We start from the raw sequence: 19981 nt of genomic DNA on the forward strand, positions 1-19981 counted from the left end.
AACAGTCTTCTTACTTTTTCTACATAAACATATACTGGTGTTAATCCTTTATATTTGTACAGTATAAGTTTCACTTCTCCCATTATGCTTAATTGTTTTCTTTTGGTATTTTTATATATAGTCTTTTCTTTCTGTCTTTTGCATCATTTATTGGCTCTATTTTATCACATATTATCTTAGGATTATCTTCTTCATTCATTACTAATTTACCTGTTACCACTACAACTTCATCTTCTATCGCATACTTACCATATTTCTCATAAACCTGTGGAAATACTATAACTTCTATAGATCCATATAAATCTTCTAAAGTAGCAAAGCACATCATATTATTGTTCTTAGTTATTGTATTTTGCTTTTTAGATATTATTCCTCCTATAGTTACAAAACTTCCATCTTTTATTTTAGAACTTATAGGCTTTACTCCTTGATTTTCATTTACTTCATTTATCTCTATAGTATTAGTATTAGATACATCTTTTAAGTCTTCTTTATATGATGACAAAGGATGTCCACTTATATATATTCCCATCATTTCTTTTTCCATAGCAAGTAAAATTCTCTCTTCAAACTCTTCTATATCTGGATAGTTTTCTATATCAAATTCATTTTTATCATCTTCCACAGTATCAAATAAAGAAAATTGTCCTTCTACATTTCTTTTTTTATCTTTATTTATTCCATCTATTATTCTTTCATATACAGATAAAAGTTGTGCTCTTTTTACACCAAAAGAGTCAAATGCACCTGACTTTATTAAACTTTCTAACATTCTTTTATTTAAAGCACTTGAATCTACTCTTTTACAAAAGTCTGTGAAGTTCTTATATTTGCCATCAGTTTCCCTACATTTAGTTATTGCTTCTATACCAGATGCTCCTACATTTTTTATGGCTGATAGTCCAAATCTTATTTTTCCATTTGATACAGTAAACTTAGCAAAACTTTCATTTATATCTGGAGGAAGTATTTCTATATTTAATCTTTTACATTCTTCGATATACAGAGATACCGATGTAGAGTTCCCCATAATGCTAGTTATAAGTGCTGCCATAAACTCTACAGGATAATATAGTTTTAACCATGCTGTTTGATATGCTACTACCGCATATGCAGCTGAATGTGATTTGTTGAAAGCATATTTTGCGAAGTCTATCATCTCGTCATATATCTTATTCGCTATATGTTCATCTACTCCATTTTTTATAGCACCAGCAATTTCTACCTCACCATTTTCATTAGTTTTACCATATATGAAATTTTTTCTTTCTTCCTCCATTACATCCATTTTCTTTTTACCCATAGCTCTTCTAACTAGGTCGGATCTACCCATCGAGAATCCACCAATATCTCTAACTATCTGCATTACCTGTTCTTGATATACCATACATCCATAAGTAACGTTTAATATTGGTTCTAGTTTAGGGTGAGCATATACTATCTTTGATGCATTTTCCTTATTTTCTATAAATCTTGGTATTTGACTCATAGGTCCTGGTCTATAAAGTGAGTTCGCTGCTACTATGTCTTCAAATCCTGTTGGTTTCAATTCTTTTAAAACTTGTCTCATTCCAGAACTCTCAAATTGAAATATTCCTAGAGTCTCTCCTCTACTAAACATTTCATATACTTTTGGATCGTCATGATTTGACTGCGAAAAATCTATATCTTTACTATAGTTATCTTTTATAAGTTTTAGTGCATCTCTTATTACAGTTAAAGTTCTCAGACCTAAGAAGTCCATTTTTAATAATCCTAGTTCTTCTAGTTCAGTCATAGTAAATTGAGTAGTAATAGAATCATTATTTTTAGAAAGTGGAACATATTCTGTTATTGGTAGCTTAGATATAACAACTCCTGCTGCATGAGTCGATGTATGTCTAGGTAGTCCTTCTACTGCACGTGCTAAATCTATAACTTCTTTTACAGTTTCATTTTTATCATACATTTCTTTCAATGTTTTATTCATAACTAAAGCTTTCTCTATAGTCATTCCTATTTCTACAGGAATTTGTTTAGCTATAGCATCTACCTCTCCATAAGATACATTTATAGCTCTTCCTACATCTCTTATTGCACCTCTTGCTGCCATTGTACCAAATGTAACTATTTGCGCTACCCTATCTTCTCCGTATTTTTCAACTACATAATCTATTACTTCTTCTCTTCTCTCATAGCAAAAATCTATATCAATATCTGGCATGCTTATTCTTTCTGGGTTTAGAAACCTTTCAAACAGTAGTCCATACTTTAATGGATCTATATCTATTATTCCAAGAGTATAAGACACCAAGCTTCCCGCTGCTGAACCTCTACCTGGACCTACCATTATTCCATTATCTTTTGCATATTTTATAAAATCCCAAACAATTAGAAAGTAATCTACATACCCCATTTTTTCTATAGTTTCTATTTCAAATTCTAATCTTTCTTTTATTTCTTCTGTTATGATCTCATATCTATTCTTTAGTCCTTCATAACATAGTTTTCTAAAGTACTCTGAATTGGTAGTCCCATCTGGAATATCATATTCTGGTAAGTGTATTGTATTAAAATCTAACTCTACATTACATCTTTCTGATATCTTTACTGTATTTTCTAACGCTTCTTCTAAGCTAGGAAACATTGATCTCATTTCTTCGTAAGATTTTAAATAGAACTCGTCAGATGGAAATTTCATTCTATTTTCTTCATCTATAGTTTTGCCCGTCTGTATGCATAGAAGTGCATCATGTACTTTTGCATCTTCTTTTCTTATATAATGAATGTCATTTGTTGCTACTAATGGTATGTTCGTTTCTCTGCTTAATCGTATAAGCTGTTGATTCACTAACTTTTGTTCTCTCATTCCGTGGTCTTGAACTTCTAGATAAAAATTATCTTGTCCAAATATTTCATTATATATATTTGCTATCTTTTTAGCTTCATCATATTCATTATATATTAAGTGTTTTTGAACCTCTCCACCTAAACATGCGCTTAACGCAATTATTCCACTACTATATTTTTTTAATACATTATGGTCTACTCTAGGTTTATAGTAAAACCCATTAATATATCCTTCTGATACTATTTTAATTAAATTTAAATACCCTTCGTCATTTTCTGCAAGTAAAACTAAATGGTATTGTTCTCTTTCTTTAGACTTGTCCTTCTCCATATAGTTTCCTTTAGTAACATATACTTCACATCCCAGTATAGGCTTTATTCCCTTTTTAGTTGCCTGTTTGTAAAATTCTATTACTCCAAACATATTTCCATGGTCTGTTATAGCTATACTCTCCATGCCTAAATCTTTTACTCTATCCATTAATTCATTTATTCTAACTGAACCATCTAAAAGACTATGGGATGTATGGACATGAAGGTGTGTAAATTTATTTTTCATATTTTATCATCCTTTTCAATTAAAAAAGATAGTGAATCTCACTATCTTTAATTATATCAGAAATCATAGAATTTTTAGGTCTTTCTAAAAAATTTACCCTAGATCTTTTAGAAGCTCCTCTATTGCTTTCATAGCTTCTTCTTCATCGTATCCGTCTACAATTATATTTATTGTTTCGCCTTTAGAAGCTCCTAATGCCATTATACCCATTATACTTTTTGCATTAATTTGCATGCCATTTTTTTCTATATAGATATCACTTTTATATTTACTACATGTTTGAACGAATAGTGCTGCAACTCTAGCATGAAGTCCCTCGTTGTTTTTTATTTCAATTGATTTATGTATCAATTTTTTTCTCCCCCTTTTTCTTTAAATCTTCAGCTATCTCATCTAATTTTCTTAATCTATGGTTGACCCCTGACTTCCCTACCGGTGGATTAAGCATTTCTCCTAATTCTTTTAAGCTAGCATCTCTATTCTCAACTCTTAACCTCGCTACATCTATTAAATTTTCAGGCAAATTATTTATTCCTATTACACTATCTATATATTTGATATTATTTATCTGTCTTATAGATGCATTTATAGTTTTTGCTAAATTGGCTGTCTCACAATTTACTATCCTATTTACGTTATTTCTTACTTCTTTCAAAATCCTAATATCTTCCAGTTTAAGAAGTGACGTATGAGCTTCTATTATATTTAATAAGTCTACAATTTGTTCTCCTTCTTTTAAGTAAACTACATAGTTGTCTTTTCTAATAACTATTTTTGCATTCAGTCCAAATGTATTTATTAAATTGCATAAATCTTCACTATGTTCTTTACTATTAGTTACAAACTCTAAGTGATACGTTTTCTCAGGATTACTGATTGATCCTCCACCTAAAAAGGCACCCCTTATATACGCTCTTTTACAGCATCTCTCTTTGATCAGATGCTGAGGTATGCTATAGTTTATACTATAATAGCTATACTTGTCTTGTTTCAAAACTCCTGTATCTAGCAATATCTTTTCTGCATTATTTGAATAATCTATGAAAACTAAATAATTATTATTCTTTTTTAATTGCTTGTTTTTTCTAACCATAACTTCAGTTTGAATATTATATAAACTTTTAATTAAGGTAAATATTCTTCTAGCTATAGCAGCATTTTCTGTAGAAAATTTTAAGTTTACTCTTCCTACACCATTTATCTGAATGCTACCGTTCATTCTTATAAGTGCTGCTAATTCAGCTAGTATACAGCAGTTTCCCTCTATATTTATCCTAGAAAGTTCATTTTTTGTTGTGGATGAGAACGATAACATATATATATCTACCCCTTCTAAATATAAATAAATCTACTTTTATATTTTTTTCACATCTGTTAATTACCTTATTTTTATACAGTGATTAAGACTACTAAAGCACTTTATTAATCATATTTTACATTTATAACTTTATATTATATTTTCACTAATATTTTTCTATTTTAGATTTTACCCCGGATTTTTTCTAAACTTCTATAACTATAAACTATTTTATTTTTTTGATCAACCTTGTCTTTTGTGATACTAAACTTCATTCAATTTTTTCAATTAAGAGCGGACCTTATATCATGCATTAATTTATTACCCCGACTTTTGACATACCTCTAAATCATGCACTAATATACGTTTTCCTCTATAGTACCACTCTATTTAAATTATCATATTGCTTAATTTTTTTCAACTATTAACATTTTAAGTCATATATTTTATGTTTTTAAATATTTTCAGATTTGTCATAGTTGATAGAATAATTAATATAAGCTATAGTTATACTATACAACAGGTTTCCAGAAATTCTAACATCTTATTTTTTTAGTTGGAATACATGTCGCTTAGTGTTATAATTTAATGATAAATTTTATTTAATCTATATTATTAATAAAAAGGAGGATGTCATGATTAAAAATAATATCCCTAGCGTTTCAAGCTATCTTAGAAAAAATATGATATATGTTCCGTCTGTAATTGACAATGTGTCTGGAATAAGAGTCAATGGAAAGCTAATAAAATCATTAGTTTTTTCTACAGATGTAGCTATTATAAGAAATATAAATGCCGATGCAGTTATAGCTGTTTATCCTTTCACACCTCAGCTTATAATAACCCAAGCACTAATGACAGCAGCAGATATCCCCGTTTTTTGTGGCGTAGGTGGCGGTCTTACTACTGGTAAAAGAACTATAAACCTCGCTTTACATGCTGAGTTTCAAGGTGCAATAGGTGTAGTTGTTAATGCTCCTATATCTAATGAAGTTATAGATGAGCTTGCTAACACTATAGATATACCGATAGTTGTAACTGTAACTTCTGAAAAATCAGATATAGAGTCTAGACTTAAATATGGTGCTAATATACTTAATGTTTCTGGTGCATCAAGAACTCCCGATATTGTAAAAAGTATACGAGAGAAGTACCCTGACGTCCCTATCATAGCTACTGGTGGACCTAATGATGACTCTATTTTAAGAACTATAGAAGCTGGTGCAAATGCCATTACTTATACTCCACCATCTATGTCAAATTTATTTTCCGGTGTTATGGATAAATATAGAAACGAATAAAAAGCTGAGTAATTAAAATTACTTTAGCTTTTTATTTTTTTAGATGCTATATCCGACTAGTTATACCAATTATTATTTCACTAAGTCTTTCGGCATTATGTCTTATATAGTTCTTTTTTATATCTATAAGATTATCCTCTACAACACATATGCCTTTCGATAGTAGTTCTTCCTTCTCTTCTTCTGTTATTATAACTGGTTTAGCTCCGTCTTTAAAATATTTTTCTAAAGTAGTGTCTGATATATTTCCATTATTAACAATCGCATAGTTTATTATGTCCTTTTTAGTATGCTTGTGTATAGTATCTATATGATCTATAACACTATAATCATCTGTCTCGCCTGGCTGTGTCATGACATTAGATATATATATCTTAATAGAATTAGACTTATCTATTTCTTTTACAATATCTTTTACTAGTAAATTAGGAATTATGCTCGTATAAAGGCTTCCTGGACCTAGTACTATACAATCTGCATCTCTTATTGCTTTTATTGCATCTTCTGGTGAATGTACTTTTTTGGGTTTCAAAAATACGCTTTCTATTTTGCTTCCTAATTCTTTGCTTTTTTCCGGTATATTCGACTCTCCCTGAACTATATCTCCATTTTTTAATTTTGCATATAGCTTTACATCTTGAAGAGTCATAGGAATTACTCTACCAGTTACAGCTAATACATTACTCATTTCCTTTATTGCTACTTCAAAGTTTCCATGTATCTCATTCATAGCAGCTATGAATAAATTTCCAAAACTTTGACCTTTTAAGTTACCATCTTTAAATCTATATTGTAGTATTTTTTCCATAGCAGGTTCTGTATTAGCTAATGAAAGTAAACAGCTTCTTATATCACCTGGTGGCAACATCCCTAGGTCTTCCCTTAGTACACCTGATCCTCCTCCATCGTCAGCAACCGTGACTATAGCAGTTATATTAGATGTATATTCTTTAAGCCCTCTTAGTAGTACAGAAAGTCCTGTCCCTCCTCCTATTACTACTATTTTAGGTCCTTTGTTTAGTATTTTGTCTCTGTGTATCAATTTATTTACTTTTTCTCTATTCATATTTCCACAATTTTTATATTGGTTTACCACTTTTAGTATCGAAGCAAAAGAATTGTTGATACCTATAAATATCAATATTATACCTAATATAATGAGGGCTATAGATATATGTGCCTTGTCTAGTATATCGCTCGAAATATCAATACCCATACTAAAAATTCCTGTAGAGAATGATATCATTCCAAGTATACCTAAAAATATCCATCTTTTTATTCCCAATCCTGGTTTAATCCAATTTTTAATATTCATGATTTTCCCCTTTAGTGTATATCAATATCTCTATGATTTATAGTTACTCTATGGTTTTTTCTTTCAAGTATTCATAAAGCTCATTTGCTATAGTTACCGATCTATGTTTTCCACCAGTACATCCTATTCCTATAATTAATTGTGTTTTTCCTTCTTTAATATAAAAAGGTATTAAAAACTCTATCATATCTACTAATTTATTTAGAAAAGTCTGTGCCTGTTGCCACTTCATTACATATTCTCTTACTTGAATATCATTTCCTGTATATTCTTTTAATTCTGGTATATAGTATGGATTTGGTAAAAACCTCACATCAAACAATAAGTCAGCATCTATTGGAACTCCTTGCTTAAACCCAAATGACATAATAGAAAGAGTTAGATTTCCCGATTCTTTTCCCTCTAAAAATATCTTAAAGATTTCTTCTTTAAGTATTCCAATCGTTAACCCTGATGTATCTATTATATAGTCTGACTTTCGCTTGACCTCTCTTAATATATCTCTTTCTTTATCTATTCCATCTATTATTCTACCTCTTGGATTTAGTGGATGAGGTCTTCTTAACTCTTTGAATCTTTTTATTAAAGTATTATCAGAAGAGTCTAAATATAGTATTTTATAATTAAATCCTTGCTCTTCCAATATATCTAGATTTTTAAACAAATCATTGAAAAAATCGCCACCCCTAATATCCAACACTAGTGCTATTTTATCTATACTATCCTGAGATTTGGAGCATAGTTTTACAAAGTCTGGAAGTAAAGCAGGTGGTAGGTTGTCCATGCAGTAAAAGCCATTGTCCTCCATAGCCTTTAATGCTTGACTTTTACCTGCCCCTGAAAGTCCTGTTATTATAACTATTTGCATATTGTAAATTACTCCTTTCATGAATAGTTTATTTTTCTATGTTTATTATTTGATTCTTATTTAATCCAGCTTCTATTGCCCTATTTATACCACTTTGCACATCTCCTACTCGCTCTTTCGTATGAGCGTCACTATTTATCATAAAGTTTACATTTTCGTTCATAGCCGCTTTTATACCATCAACTGTCAAATATCCATGGCTAGAGTTTATCTCAAGAGCTGTTCCTCTTTTTACTGCAGCTCTTGCTAACTCAATAGTATCTATATTCACCTTTGCCCCTGGATGTGTTATTAAGTCTATATTATAATTATTTATCGCATTTATTAATGCTTTCGTATTTAAATATCTAGATTTCTTTCTAATAATTCTTGATTTCGATAAAACTTTGTTAAATATATACATATTATATGCATCTTTTAAAGTTTTAGGCCTTGATCCAAAGTGAAATCCAACTAAAAGTATATCTATTAGTCTTAAGATCTCATCATCCACATCTATCTCACCTTCAAAGCTTATTACATTTGCTTCTACCCCTAATAGTATTTTTATATTTTTATACTCATCATTAAGTTCATCTATTTCTTGCCTCATCTTTTTGAAGTTTTCTTTTTTAACTCCAAAAAACATATGATCAGGTCCATGGTCACATATAGCAATCTCTTTTAGCCCTTTTTTTATGGCACTTTCCACGTTATCCCTTATAGTTCCTTTTCCATGACTATATACTGTATGAGTATGGTAGTCCCCAAATATTTTCACTAGTTACACCTCTTTGTTATTAATCTTCACCTACTATTTTTACTTCTGTTTCAAGATCAACTTTAAATTTATCCCTTACTACTTTTTTTACCGTTTCTATCAAGTTTAAAACATCTTTACTTGTAGCTTTATCTATATTTACTATAAATCCTGCATGCTTATCTGAAACCTGTGCTCCTCCATGTGTAACTCCCTTTAGTCCACAGTCTTCTATTAATTTTGCTGCAAAATATCCTGTTGGTCTTTTAAATGTACTTCCACCACTTGGTAAATTTAATGGTTGCTTAGTAGTTCTTTTTTTATTAAGCTCATCCATATGCATTTTTACATCCTCATAATTTGATTTTCTTAATTTAATTTCTACTTCAAGTACTATTAAATTTTCCTCTTCAACTCGACTTTTTCTATATCCAAAGTTCATTTCTTCATTATTAAGCTCTATTATATCACCATGTCTATCTATGCATTTTACTTTCTCTGTTATATCTTTCATCTCACCGCCATATGCCCCTGCATTCATGGTCATTGCTCCACCTATAGTGCCTGGTATTCCACTTGCAAATTCAAGTCCAGCTAATGAGTTTTTTAGTGCAGTCTTAGATATTGTTGATAGAAGTGCACCTGCTTCTACTATCATTCTATCTTCATCTATAACTATATTATTAAGTTTATCTGCTATTTTTATAACTACACCTCTTATTCCACCATCTTTTACTAAAAGATTACTTCCATTTCCTATTATCATATAATCTATATTATTATCACGACATAATTTTACTGACTTATATACTTCATCCATATTTCCAGGAGTTATTAAAAAGTCTACTGGTCCACCTATTTTAAATGATGTATGTTTCTTCATTGGTTCATCTATTAGTATATTTCCTTGTTTTATTATTTGCGTAAATAAGTTTAATATTAATTCTTTATTCAAGTTACCACTCCTTATTATCTATATGAATCAATTGTCTTATATATCATTAAGTATATCTTTTTTCATATTAATAAACAATATTAGTTACTTAAAATTTGTTCTATCTGACTTTTAGCTTCTTCAAGTGCTTCTTTTGATGTTTTCTCTTTTATAACTGCTAATCTAATTTGATTTTGTAGTATTCTATCCATCTCCTTCCACTTTGGGTGTTTAGGTATGGTTTGTGTATGCTTTAAACTTTCCTCTATTCTTTTCATATGCTCATTATCAGCATACATTTCATCAATATTATTTTTAACACTAAATACACCTAATTTTTCTAATTCTTTTTGTGTTTCATCTTCTACAAGAAATTTTAGAAACTTTACTATTGTATCTAACTTTTGTTTATCCTTTTGCTTAAATACTCCATATGCACTTATACTATTATTAAGTGATGTAGGTTTTCCACTATCTCCTGTAGGATAATTAACTACTGTAAAATCAAATCCTTCTCCATTCTTGTCTAGATTCTCTAATACTTTAACTCCCCAAGATCCTGCTGGGTAAATGGCTACCTTCTTTTCCTTGCTAAACATATCCCAAGCCTTATTTTCATTGGAAGTTCCAAAATCTTCTGGAGTGACTTTATGCTTATTTTTTAAATCTACTATTTTTTCAACCCCACTAATTGCTTGCTTATCATAAAACGTATAACTTTTATCCTTTTCATTCACTATTTTTCCGTCATCACTTAATATCATTCCCCATAAATTATAGTAATTAGGCTTTATAAATGAATGAAAGCCATATTGATCTATCTTTCCATCATTATCTGAGTCAAATGTAAGCTTCTTAGCTATCTCTACAAATTCATCATAAGTCCAGTTTCCGTCTTTTGGTGGCTCTATATCTTTCTCTTTAAATAAGTCTAGATTTATATACACTCCATATGTAGTCATCATAAATGGAACTCCCCACGTTTTTCCATCATTTTTCACGGCTTTTATTGCTAAATCTTTGAACTCTTTTATTTCACTATCTTCAAAATAGCTATCTAGTGGCTCTAATGTTTTATCATTCATATATAAAAAATCTGTTCCTACAGGGGCTATATCTGGTAAATTCCCTGTCTCTAATCCTACTTCAAGCTTTATAGGCCCCTTATTCCAATCTATAGGAGTAAGCTCTATAAATACGCCTGGATTTTTTGCTTCAAATCGTTTTATTTTGTTTTCTATCCAGCCATATCTACTACCTGTTGTTGTATCCAACCTTGGAAAGTCCCACATTCTTATTACGCCTCTCCAGCTCTCTTCTTCTTTTTCTATATTGCTATTATTTTCATCATCAGATATGTCTATATTAAATACAATCACAGATATAGGACCTAGAACTATAAATACAACTAGTAGTATAGCTAATGCCTTTTTAATCTTCTTCATAAAATCTCCTCCTAGCTATATATTTATTCTAGTTCAATAACTAATATGTTTTTTCCACATATTTTTTAATTAATATTATGATAACTTTTTATTCTCTAGTTTAGAAATGTATTTAACCTTTTAATAACTAATAAGAAATGGAGTTTACCTTAAGGTAAGCTCCATTTCTTATTAGTTTGATATTTACTTTATTTTGAATTTTCTAACTATATCATCTAAGTTATTTGATAATTCAAACAGTGTATTCGCTCCATCAGATATATTCTCCATAGTATCACTTTGCTCTTGCACCGTAGCCGCTACTTCTTGTGTTCCTGCCGTACTTTCCTCTATTATTGCGGCCACATTATCTATAGCATCATTTATTGAAGAACTATTTTTTGACATTTCATCTAGTCCATCATATATTCTCTGTATTTTATCTACCATTTCAACTACCTTTTCATTTATACTTTCAAAAGTCTGACCCGTTGTCTTTATCTGATTTGTTCCTTCTTCTACTTCATCATATCCTTTTAATAATACACTAGTCATATTTTCAGTTTCCTTTTGAATATCTTGTACTATTCTTGTAATATCACTTACAGACTCCCCTACTTGATCCGATAAGTTTCTTATTTCTTCTGCTACAACTGCAAATCCTCTTCCAGATTCACCAGCCCTAGCTGCTTCTATAGCTGCATTAAGGGATAGGAGATTTGTTTGCTCCGCTATGTCATTTATAACTTGAATCAACTTTGATATCTCTTGTGATTTTATTCCTAGAGTTTCTATCTTATCAGTTGCATCTTTTATTATATCATTTACAATTACGATTTGTTCTGTAGTCTTTTCCATCTGAACAGAACCATCTTCAGTTATATTTAGTATTTCTTCCGAAGAATCTCTTAGTTCACTACCATCTAATTTTAATGAATCTATATAATTGTTTAGTTCACTGCTGGAATGTGCTACATGGCTTGCTGAGCTAGCTTGTTCCTCAGAGCCAGATGCCATTTGTTGCATAGTAGCTGCTATTTGCTCATTTCCTTCTTTGGCTATATCAGTCATCTTCCTGAACTCTTCGCAACTAACATTTACTTTGTGACTAGTATGATTTATATCTGTTATCATATTATGTAGATTGTCTAAAGTACTATTTAGTGAAGTTACTATTTCTCCTATTTCATCATTGCTATGTACATTTAGTCTAGTTGTTAAGTCTCCCTCACTATTGGATAACTCTTTTAGTCTATTAGAAACTTCTCTAAGTTTACTTACTCTTTTAATCAGTACAATAAATGTATACACTATAAGTCCACAAGCTATAACCATTAATATAGTTATGGTTATTATTAAACCTTTTAATTTTCCTCTGGAATCTTCTACATCTTGAGCAACTGATTTATCCATTTTATCTATAAATTCAAATATAGGTGTATTTATTTTTTCCATCTCTGCGTCATATTCAGAGCTAAATATAAGTCTTCTAGCTTTTTCAAAATCTCCGGCTTCCACTGCTGCCATAGCTTCTTCTTCTAAAGCAACCAGCCCTTCATAAACTGATGTTGAATCTAGTACTATTTTTATTAATTCATCTGGAATCTTTAATTCTTTCAGTCTTTTTATGACTACTTCTGTTGTTTTAGTTTCATTAAATTCTTTCCAATAGTTATCATAGTATTTTTTCTCACCAAACTGTACATAACCTTGTATTTGATTTTCTACATAGTCCGAAGAATCTTTTAGCATAAATCCTAATTCTTTAGCCTCTATTTGACGATTCATAGCTATTCTAGATTCTTCAAACGCGCTATTAAGTGAAAGTATGCTTATAGTAATACTTAATATTAGGATTAAAAATACTGATCCCATAATTTTTAGAAACTTTGAAATTTTCAATTTACAGTCCTCCATTTACATTTTTATGATATATTTATAGTTATTTAGATTATATTTAATCTATACCTATTTTTCATAACTTACCTTTACATCTACTAAACTTATTAATTACTTTATTTTGAATTGTAATAATTCTAAAATATAAAGAAACAGTTTTAATATCATGCTGAGTGCATAAATCTTAAATAGAACACAAAAAATCGGATTGAAATTACAATCCGATTTTTTTATTAATGTTATTCTATTTTAAACTTTGCAACTATATTACTTAATTTACTTGATAATTCAAATAACATATATGCTCCTTGAGATATATTTTCCATTGAGTTACTTTGTTCCTGTACAGTAGCTGACACTTCCTCTGTGGCAGCCGTACTTTCTTGTATTATCGCTGCTACATTCTCTATAGAGCTATTAATTTCTGAACTATTACTAGACATAGTTTCTAGTCCATCATATATTTCCTGTATTTTGTTTGCCATGTCACTTATTTTTTCATTTATATTTTCAAAGGTTTGTCCTGTAATTTTTATCTGATTTGTTCCCTCTTCTACTTCATGATAACCTTTTCCCAATACCTCTGTCATATTTCTTGTTTCAATTTGAATATTATCTACTATTCTTGTAATATCGTCTACAGATTCTCCTACTTGATCAGATAAATTTCTTATTTCCTCTGCTACAACTGCAAATCCTTTTCCAGATTCACCAGCCCTAGCTGCTTCTATAGCTGCGTTAAGTGATAGAAGATTTGTTTGTTCTGCTATATCATTTATAACTTGTATTAATTTTGAGATCTCTTTTGATTTTGTTTCTAAGCTTATAATATTGTCTGTTGCATTTTTTATTAAATCATTTACAATTATTACTTGTTCTATAGTTTTTTTCATTTGTAAAGAGCCATCTTCAGTTATACTTTGTATGTCTTCTGACGAATCCCTTAAATTATTCCCATCTAATTTTAGTAGCTCTATAAATCTATTTAATTCTGAGGTAGAGTGAGATACGTGACTTGATAAATTTGCTTGTTCCTCAGATCCAGCTGCTAATTCTTCCATAGTAGCCGCTATTTGTTCATTTCCTTCACTAGCTATACCTGTCATGTTTCGAAATTCTTCACTCTTGATATTCACTTCATTACTAGTATAGTTAACATCTTTTATTAATTGCTGTAGACTTTCTAGCATATTGTTAAATGACAAAGATATTTCTCCTATTTCATCATTACTATCTACAGATAACCTTGCAGTTAAGTCTCCTTCATTATTCGAAAGTTCTTTTAATCTTTTAGAAACTTCCACTAATTTATTTATCTTCTTAATTAAAGTTGCAAATATGTAAATTATAAATACGCATATTATAACTACTAGTATAGTTATAATAATTATTATGTTATTTAATCTTTTTGTAGATTTTTCAGTTTCCTCAGCAACAAATGTATTCATTTTGTCTAGAAACTCATTTATAGGATCATTTATTTTTGCGACCTCTGACTCATAGTTTGAACTAAATATAATACCTCTTGCCTTATCAAAATCTCCTTCTTCTGCTATTATCATAGCTTCTTCTTCTAACTTTACTAAAGCATCTGAGTTTGTCTTTGCCTTCGTTACCATATCTACTAGTTCATTTGGTATATTGATTTCTCTTAAATTTTCTAAAATCTTATCTCTTCTTTTAGTTTCATTAACTTCCTTCCAATAAGTATCATAATATTTTTTCTCACCAAATTGTACATAATTTTGTACTTGTTCTGTTAAATAGCTTGAGGAAAATTTTAGTTCACTGCCAAGTTCTTTAGCTTTTATCTCTCGCTGTGTTGATTCTCTCGATTCTTTAAACGCATTGTTCAATAAAAATAAACTTGCTGTAATACCTATTAATAATGCCATAAATACTGCTCCCATAATTTTTAAAAACCTTGAGATTTTCACATGTAATTCCTCCATTCTAGTTTTATCATTCCTCTTTAAATATATACCCATAATTTTATATCCTAAAATTATTAAAATTAACCATAAAAAACCCCAAGTAACTTTTTCGTACTTGGGGTTTCTATGGTTAATTTTATTATTATTTATCTGCTAAGCTTTTGTATAGTTCATATTTTTCTTTAGCTTGTTTTTCAGTTTCAGCAAATAACTCTTCTGCCATCTCTGGGTTTGCTTTAGCTAATGAAGTATATCTTACTTGACCTCTTATAAAGTCTTGGAATGAATCTTTTGGCTCTTTAGAGTCTAATATGAATGGGTTTTTGCCCGCTTCTTTTAACTCTGGGTTAAATCTATATAAGTGCCAGTATCCACAATCAACAGCTTGCTTAGTGTTGGCTTGAGTTCTTCCCATACCTTCTCTTATACCATGGTTTATACATGGAGCATAAGCTATGATTAGTGATGGTCCATCATATTTTTCAGCTTCTATTAAAGCTTTCATAAATTGATTCTTATCTGCTCCCATACCTACTTGAGCAACATATACATATCCGTATGTTTGAGTTATTAATCCAAGATCTTTTTTCTTAGTTTTCTTACCTGAAGCAGCAAATTTCGCAACTGCAGCAGTTGGAGTAGATTTCGAAGCTTGACCTCCAGTATTTGAGTAAACTTCTGTATCCATTACTAATACGTTCACGTTTTCTCCTGAAGCCAGTACGTGGTCTAATCCGCCGTAACCGATGTCATAAGCCCATCCGTCTCCACCGAATATCCAAACAGATTTTTTAACTAAGAAATCTTCTTTTTCTTTTACTTCTTTTAAGATAGCTTTTGCTCTTTCATCTGATACTTCGCTACCTAGTATAGCTACAACTTTAGCTGAAGCAGCTTTTGATGCTTCTCCATCTTCTTTACTATCTAACCATGATTTAAATGCTTCTTTTATTTCATCTGAAACATTTAATTCAATTATTTCGTTAGCTAATATTTCTATTCTTTCTCTCATTTGTTTAACTGCTACATGCATACCAAGTCCAAACTCAGCATTGTCCTCGAATAATGAGTTAGCCCAAGCTGGTCCTTTACCTTCTGCATTTTTACAGTATGGAGTTGATGGAGCTGATCCTCCCCAGATAGATGAACATCCTGTAGCATTTGCAACTATCATTCTATCTCCAAATAATTGAGTTATAGTTTTAACGTAAGGAGTTTCACCACAACCTGCACAAGCTCCTGAGAACTCTAGTAATGGTTGAGAGAATTGACTACCTTTCACTGTATTTAATCCCATTAAGTTAGACTTATAAGATACTTTTTCAGTTACATAGTCCCAGTTTCCTGCTTCTAATTCTATTTGTTCTTCAACTGGTTTCATAACTAATGCTTTTTCTTTAGCTGGACATATGTCAGCACAGTTTCCACAACCTACACAGTCAAGTGGACTTACTTGCATTCTATACTCTAGTCCTTCTAATCCTTTACCACTAGCTTTTAATGTTTCAAGTCCTTCTGGTGCATTTGCTTTTTCCTCTTCATTTAATAAGAATGGTCTTATTGTAGCATGAGGACATACAAATGAACATTGGTTACATTGGATACAGTTTTCTGATATCCACTCTGGTACTGTTACTGCTATACCACGTTTTTCATAAGCTGTAGTTCCGTTAGGGAATACTCCATCTGCAATATTAGCAAATGTACTTACTGGTAAATCATCACCTTTTTGAGCATTCATTGGGATTACTACGTTTTTGATGAATTCTGGAATTTCTTTTTCAGAACATTCAGCATCATCTTTTAAGTCTGACCAGCTAGCTGGTACATCTATTTTAACTAAAGCTTCTATTCCTTTATCTACGGCTTCATAGTTCATGTTAACTACTTTTTCACCTTTTTTACCGTAAGATTTAACAATAGCATCTTTTAGATATTTAACTGCTTCGTCAACTGGTATAACGTCAGCTAGTTTGAAGAATGCTGATTGCATTACCATGTTGATTCTGTTTCCTAAACCTATTTCTCTAGCTATTCCCGTAGCATTAACTGTATAGAAGTTTATATCATTGTCAGCCATGTATTTTTTCATACTATTTGGTAAATGTGCTTCAACTTCTTCTTTCGACCAAATGCAGTTTAATAGGAATGATCCACCTTTTTTAAGTCCTTTTAATAAATCATATTGATTTACATAAGATTGGTTAGAACATGACACAAAGTCTGATTCTTCTATTAAATATGTTGATCTGATTTTTTCTTTACCAAATCTTAAGTGAGATACTGTAATTCCACCTGATTTTTTAGAGTCATATGCAAAATATGCTTGTGCATACATATCTGTGTTGTCTCCGATGATTTTGATAGCACTTTTGTTAGCTCCAACAGTACCATCTGATCCAAGTCCCCAGAATTTACATCTTACAGTTCCTGCTGGTTCTGTAACTATGTGTTCGTTAACATCTAGTGAAAGATTAGTTACATCATCCACTATACCTACTGTAAATCCAGTTCTAGGCTCATCTAATTTTAAGTTGTCATATACTGCTTTTATTTGTGATGGAGTAGTATCTTTTGATCCTAATCCAAATCTTCCACCTACGATAAGTGGAGCATCTGCTTTTCCAACAAATAATGAGCTAATATCTAAGTGTAATGGCTCCGCTATAGCTCCTGGCTCTTTAGTTCTGTCTAATACAGCTATTTTCTTAACTGTTGATGGTAATACATCAAAGAAATATTTAGCTGAGAATGGTCTATATAAACGCACTTTTATAAGACCTACTTTTTCACCTTTAGCTAGTAGGTAATCTATTGTTTCTTCTATAGTATCTGTTGCTGAACCCATAGCAACTATTATATTTTCCGCATCTTCTGCACCATAGTAGTTAAATGGTTTATAGTCTCTTCCTGTTATTTTGTTTATTTCTTTCATGTAATCGTTTACAATGTCTGGAACTGCATTGTAATAAGAGTTACTTGCTTCTCTAGCTTGGAAGAATATATCAGGGTTTTGAGCTGTACCTTTTGTTACTGGGTGCTCTGGGTTTAATGATCTTTTTCTAAATTCATTTATAGCATCATAATCTACTAATTTTGCAAGATCTTCATAATCTATAGTTTCAATTTTTTGAATTTCATGTGATGTTCTAAATCCATCAAAGAAGTGTAAGAATGGTACTCTAGATTTTATAGCCGCTAAGTGTGCTATTCCTCCTAAATCCATAACTTCTTGAACACTACCTGACGCAAGCATTGCAAAACCTGTTTGTCTACAAGCCATAACGTCTTGGTGATCTCCAAATATATTTAATGCATGACTTGCAAGAGAACGAGCACTTACGTGAATTACTCCTGGTAATAATTCTCCAGCCATTTTGTACATATTTGGTATCATTAGTAATAAACCTTGAGATGCTGTGTAAGTAGTTGTTAAAGCACCTGCTGCTAATGATCCATGAACTGTTCCAGCTGCTCCTGCCTCTGATTGCATTTCTACTACTTTAACTGTCTGTCCGAATATATTTTTCTTACCTTGAACTGACCATTCATCTACTAGCTCTGCCATAGTCGAAGATGGTGTTATTGGGTAAATCCCTGCTACTTCTGTAAATGCATAAGAATTATATGCAGCAGCTGTATTTCCATCCATAGATTTCATAACTTTTGCCATATAAATACCTCCCATTAAAAGTACATACTAAAGTATATATAATATAAATGTAAAAAATGATTCTCACATATATATACTGTATACAATATTTTTTCTGTAGCTCAAACATATATTAAGTATATAAAATATCTTCTATATTGTCAATAAATATAGTTTCTTATATTACCTTTTAAAATTAGAATTAGTTTTGTATACAAACGTTTTCCTTAGTATATCTTGATTTTATTATTTATAAATCCGTTTTTCTTACTAACTTCTTTGTTCTTCTAGTTCTTTTCTCTTTTTTCCCAATTCTTCTTTTAATTTTTTATCCAATTCCTCTGCAGCATTATATCCAAACTGCTTCTGTCTATTGTTTCTTGCAGCTACCTCTACTATCATAGCTAAGTTTCTTCCTGGTTTTACTGGTACTGTTACTTTAGGTATTTTTAGTCCTAATATCTCTATATAATTTTCATCAAGACCTACCCTATCATATTCTTTTTGTTCATCCCAGTGTTCAAGCTCTACAGCTAAATCTACTGCTTCCCACTTTTTTACGGCACCAAACCCGTATAACCTTTTTATGTCTAGTATCCCTATACCTCTTATTTCCATGAAATGTCTTATTAATTCTGGAGAAGTTCCCTTTAACATTTCATCTACTCTAGTTATTTCTACCGCATCATCTGCTACTAGACGATGTCCTCTTTTTAATAATTCTAAAGCTGTTTCACTTTTTCCTACACCACTTTTTCCTATTATTAGAGTTCCCATACCAAAAACTTCAACTAAAACTCCATGTATAGTAGTTCTAGGTGCTAGTAAATCATCAAGATAAGCTAAGAGCTTACTTATAAACTTAGTAGCTGGTAGCTCGGTTTTAAAAAGTGGCCTCTCAAATTCCTTAGCAAATTCTATTATTTCTGGAAGTACTTTATGGTCACCAGTTATTATCATAGCAGGTATTGGATATTCAAATATCTTTCTAAGCCTTTTCACCCTTAAATCATAGTCTAAGGACATCATATACTCTATTTCTTGATGTCCTAAAACTTGTATCTTATCATGGGGGAAAACTTTGAAAAAGCCTGTCAACTGTAGTCCCGGTCTACTCGCTTCACTTCCACTTATATTTATGCCCTTTATAGTATCTGGCATATATACAGTCTCTAATTTCATGTTTTGTATTAACTCATGTATTGAGATCGTTTTCATAGTTCCCTTCCT

The 19981-nt window shown here is 30.8% G+C and carries 13 protein-coding genes; 1 reads left to right on the forward strand and 12 read right to left on the reverse strand.

Annotation, left to right across the window (positions count from 1 at the left end; genetic code table 11):
- Window positions 1-88: 88 nt before the first annotated feature.
- From CURI_RS10130 to whiA, 3 genes are all read right to left on the reverse strand, one after another.
- Window positions 89-3388, reverse strand: a complete 3300-nt coding sequence (locus CURI_RS10130; protein WP_014968162.1) for a DNA polymerase III subunit alpha — start codon at window positions 3386-3388, stop codon at window positions 89-91.
- 93 nt (window positions 3389-3481) lie between these two features.
- Window positions 3482-3739 carry an HPr family phosphocarrier protein gene (locus CURI_RS10135; protein ID WP_014968163.1) on the reverse strand — a complete coding sequence of 86 codons (258 nt, stop codon included), beginning with the start codon at window positions 3737-3739 and terminating at the stop codon, window positions 3482-3484.
- Complete coding sequence (gene whiA / locus CURI_RS10140; protein ID WP_014968164.1) at window positions 3729-4703, reverse strand: DNA-binding protein WhiA; 975 nt, start codon at window positions 4701-4703, stop codon at window positions 3729-3731. Before whiA ends, CURI_RS10135 begins: the two co-directional genes overlap by 11 nt.
- A 617-nt stretch (window positions 4704-5320) precedes the next feature.
- Between whiA and CURI_RS10145 the strand changes: the two genes are divergently transcribed.
- The gene (locus tag CURI_RS10145; RefSeq protein WP_014968165.1) at window positions 5321-5986 is read left to right on the forward strand and encodes a beta/alpha barrel domain-containing protein; all 666 of its coding nucleotides are present in this window, start codon (window positions 5321-5323) and stop codon (window positions 5984-5986) included.
- A 46-nt stretch (window positions 5987-6032) separates the two neighbouring features.
- Here CURI_RS10145 and CURI_RS10150 read toward each other — a convergent pair whose 3' ends face one another.
- The 9 genes from CURI_RS10150 to hprK form a co-directional block, all read right to left on the reverse strand.
- Window positions 6033-7301 (reverse strand): gluconeogenesis factor YvcK family protein, encoded by a 1269-nt coding sequence (locus CURI_RS10150; RefSeq protein WP_014968166.1) that lies wholly within the window; start codon window positions 7299-7301, stop codon window positions 6033-6035.
- 43 nt (window positions 7302-7344) lie between these two features.
- Window positions 7345-8169: an RNase adapter RapZ gene (gene rapZ, locus CURI_RS10155; protein WP_338028486.1), complete on the reverse strand. Its 825-nt coding sequence runs from the start codon at window positions 8167-8169 to the stop codon at window positions 7345-7347.
- A gap of 28 nt (window positions 8170-8197) precedes the next feature.
- A complete protein-coding gene (locus CURI_RS10160; RefSeq protein WP_014968168.1) occupies window positions 8198-8929 on the reverse strand; it encodes a PHP domain-containing protein in 732 nt (243 codons plus the stop codon).
- A gap of 19 nt (window positions 8930-8948) precedes the next feature.
- Window positions 8949-9863: a UDP-N-acetylmuramate dehydrogenase gene (murB, locus tag CURI_RS10165; protein WP_014968169.1), complete on the reverse strand. Its 915-nt coding sequence runs from the start codon at window positions 9861-9863 to the stop codon at window positions 8949-8951.
- 80 nt (window positions 9864-9943) lie between these two features.
- Window positions 9944-11287: an ABC transporter substrate-binding protein gene (locus CURI_RS10170; protein ID WP_014968170.1), complete on the reverse strand. Its 1344-nt coding sequence runs from the start codon at window positions 11285-11287 to the stop codon at window positions 9944-9946.
- A gap of 183 nt (window positions 11288-11470) precedes the next feature.
- The gene (locus CURI_RS10175; RefSeq protein WP_014968171.1) at window positions 11471-13168 is read right to left on the reverse strand and encodes a methyl-accepting chemotaxis protein; all 1698 of its coding nucleotides are present in this window, start codon (window positions 13166-13168) and stop codon (window positions 11471-11473) included.
- 236 nt (window positions 13169-13404) lie between these two features.
- Window positions 13405-15153 carry a methyl-accepting chemotaxis protein gene (locus CURI_RS10180; RefSeq protein WP_051003990.1) on the reverse strand — a complete coding sequence of 583 codons (1749 nt, stop codon included), beginning with the start codon at window positions 15151-15153 and terminating at the stop codon, window positions 13405-13407.
- 88 nt (window positions 15154-15241) lie between these two features.
- Window positions 15242-18772 (reverse strand): pyruvate:ferredoxin (flavodoxin) oxidoreductase, encoded by a 3531-nt coding sequence (gene nifJ, locus CURI_RS10185; protein WP_041701769.1) that lies wholly within the window; start codon window positions 18770-18772, stop codon window positions 15242-15244.
- Window positions 18773-19021: 249 nt separating this feature from the next.
- Window positions 19022-19969 carry an HPr(Ser) kinase/phosphatase gene (hprK, locus tag CURI_RS10190; protein ID WP_014968174.1) on the reverse strand — a complete coding sequence of 316 codons (948 nt, stop codon included), beginning with the start codon at window positions 19967-19969 and terminating at the stop codon, window positions 19022-19024.
- Between the last annotated feature and the right edge of the window lie 12 nt (window positions 19970-19981).

This window comes from Gottschalkia acidurici 9a (genome assembly GCF_000299355.1).
Classification (GTDB): Bacteria; Bacillota; Clostridia; order Tissierellales; family Gottschalkiaceae; genus Gottschalkia; species Gottschalkia acidurici.

Bases quoted from the DNA above. Each gene is read 5' to 3' on its own strand.
- CURI_RS10130 (WP_014968162.1), bottom strand. From the start codon at position 3,388: ATGAAAAATAAATTTACACACCTTCATGTCCATACATCCCATAGTCTT.
- whiA (WP_014968164.1), bottom strand. From the start codon at position 4,703: ATGTTATCGTTCTCATCCACAACAAAAAATGAACTTTCTAGGATAAAT.
- CURI_RS10145 (WP_014968165.1), top strand. From the start codon at position 5,321: ATGATTAAAAATAATATCCCTAGCGTTTCAAGCTATCTTAGAAAAAAT.
- CURI_RS10150 (WP_014968166.1), bottom strand. From the start codon at position 7,301: ATGAATATTAAAAATTGGATTAAACCAGGATTGGGAATAAAAAGATGG.
- rapZ (WP_338028486.1), bottom strand. From the start codon at position 8,169: ATGCAAATAGTTATAATAACAGGACTTTCAGGGGCAGGTAAAAGTCAA.
- CURI_RS10170 (WP_014968170.1), bottom strand. From the start codon at position 11,287: ATGAAGAAGATTAAAAAGGCATTAGCTATACTACTAGTTGTATTTATA.
- CURI_RS10180 (WP_051003990.1), bottom strand. From the start codon at position 15,153: ATGGGTATATATTTAAAGAGGAATGATAAAACTAGAATGGAGGAATTA.
- nifJ (WP_041701769.1), bottom strand. From the start codon at position 18,772: ATGGCAAAAGTTATGAAATCTATGGATGGAAATACAGCTGCTGCATAT.
- hprK (WP_014968174.1), bottom strand. From the start codon at position 19,969: ATGAAAACGATCTCAATACATGAGTTAATACAAAACATGAAATTAGAG.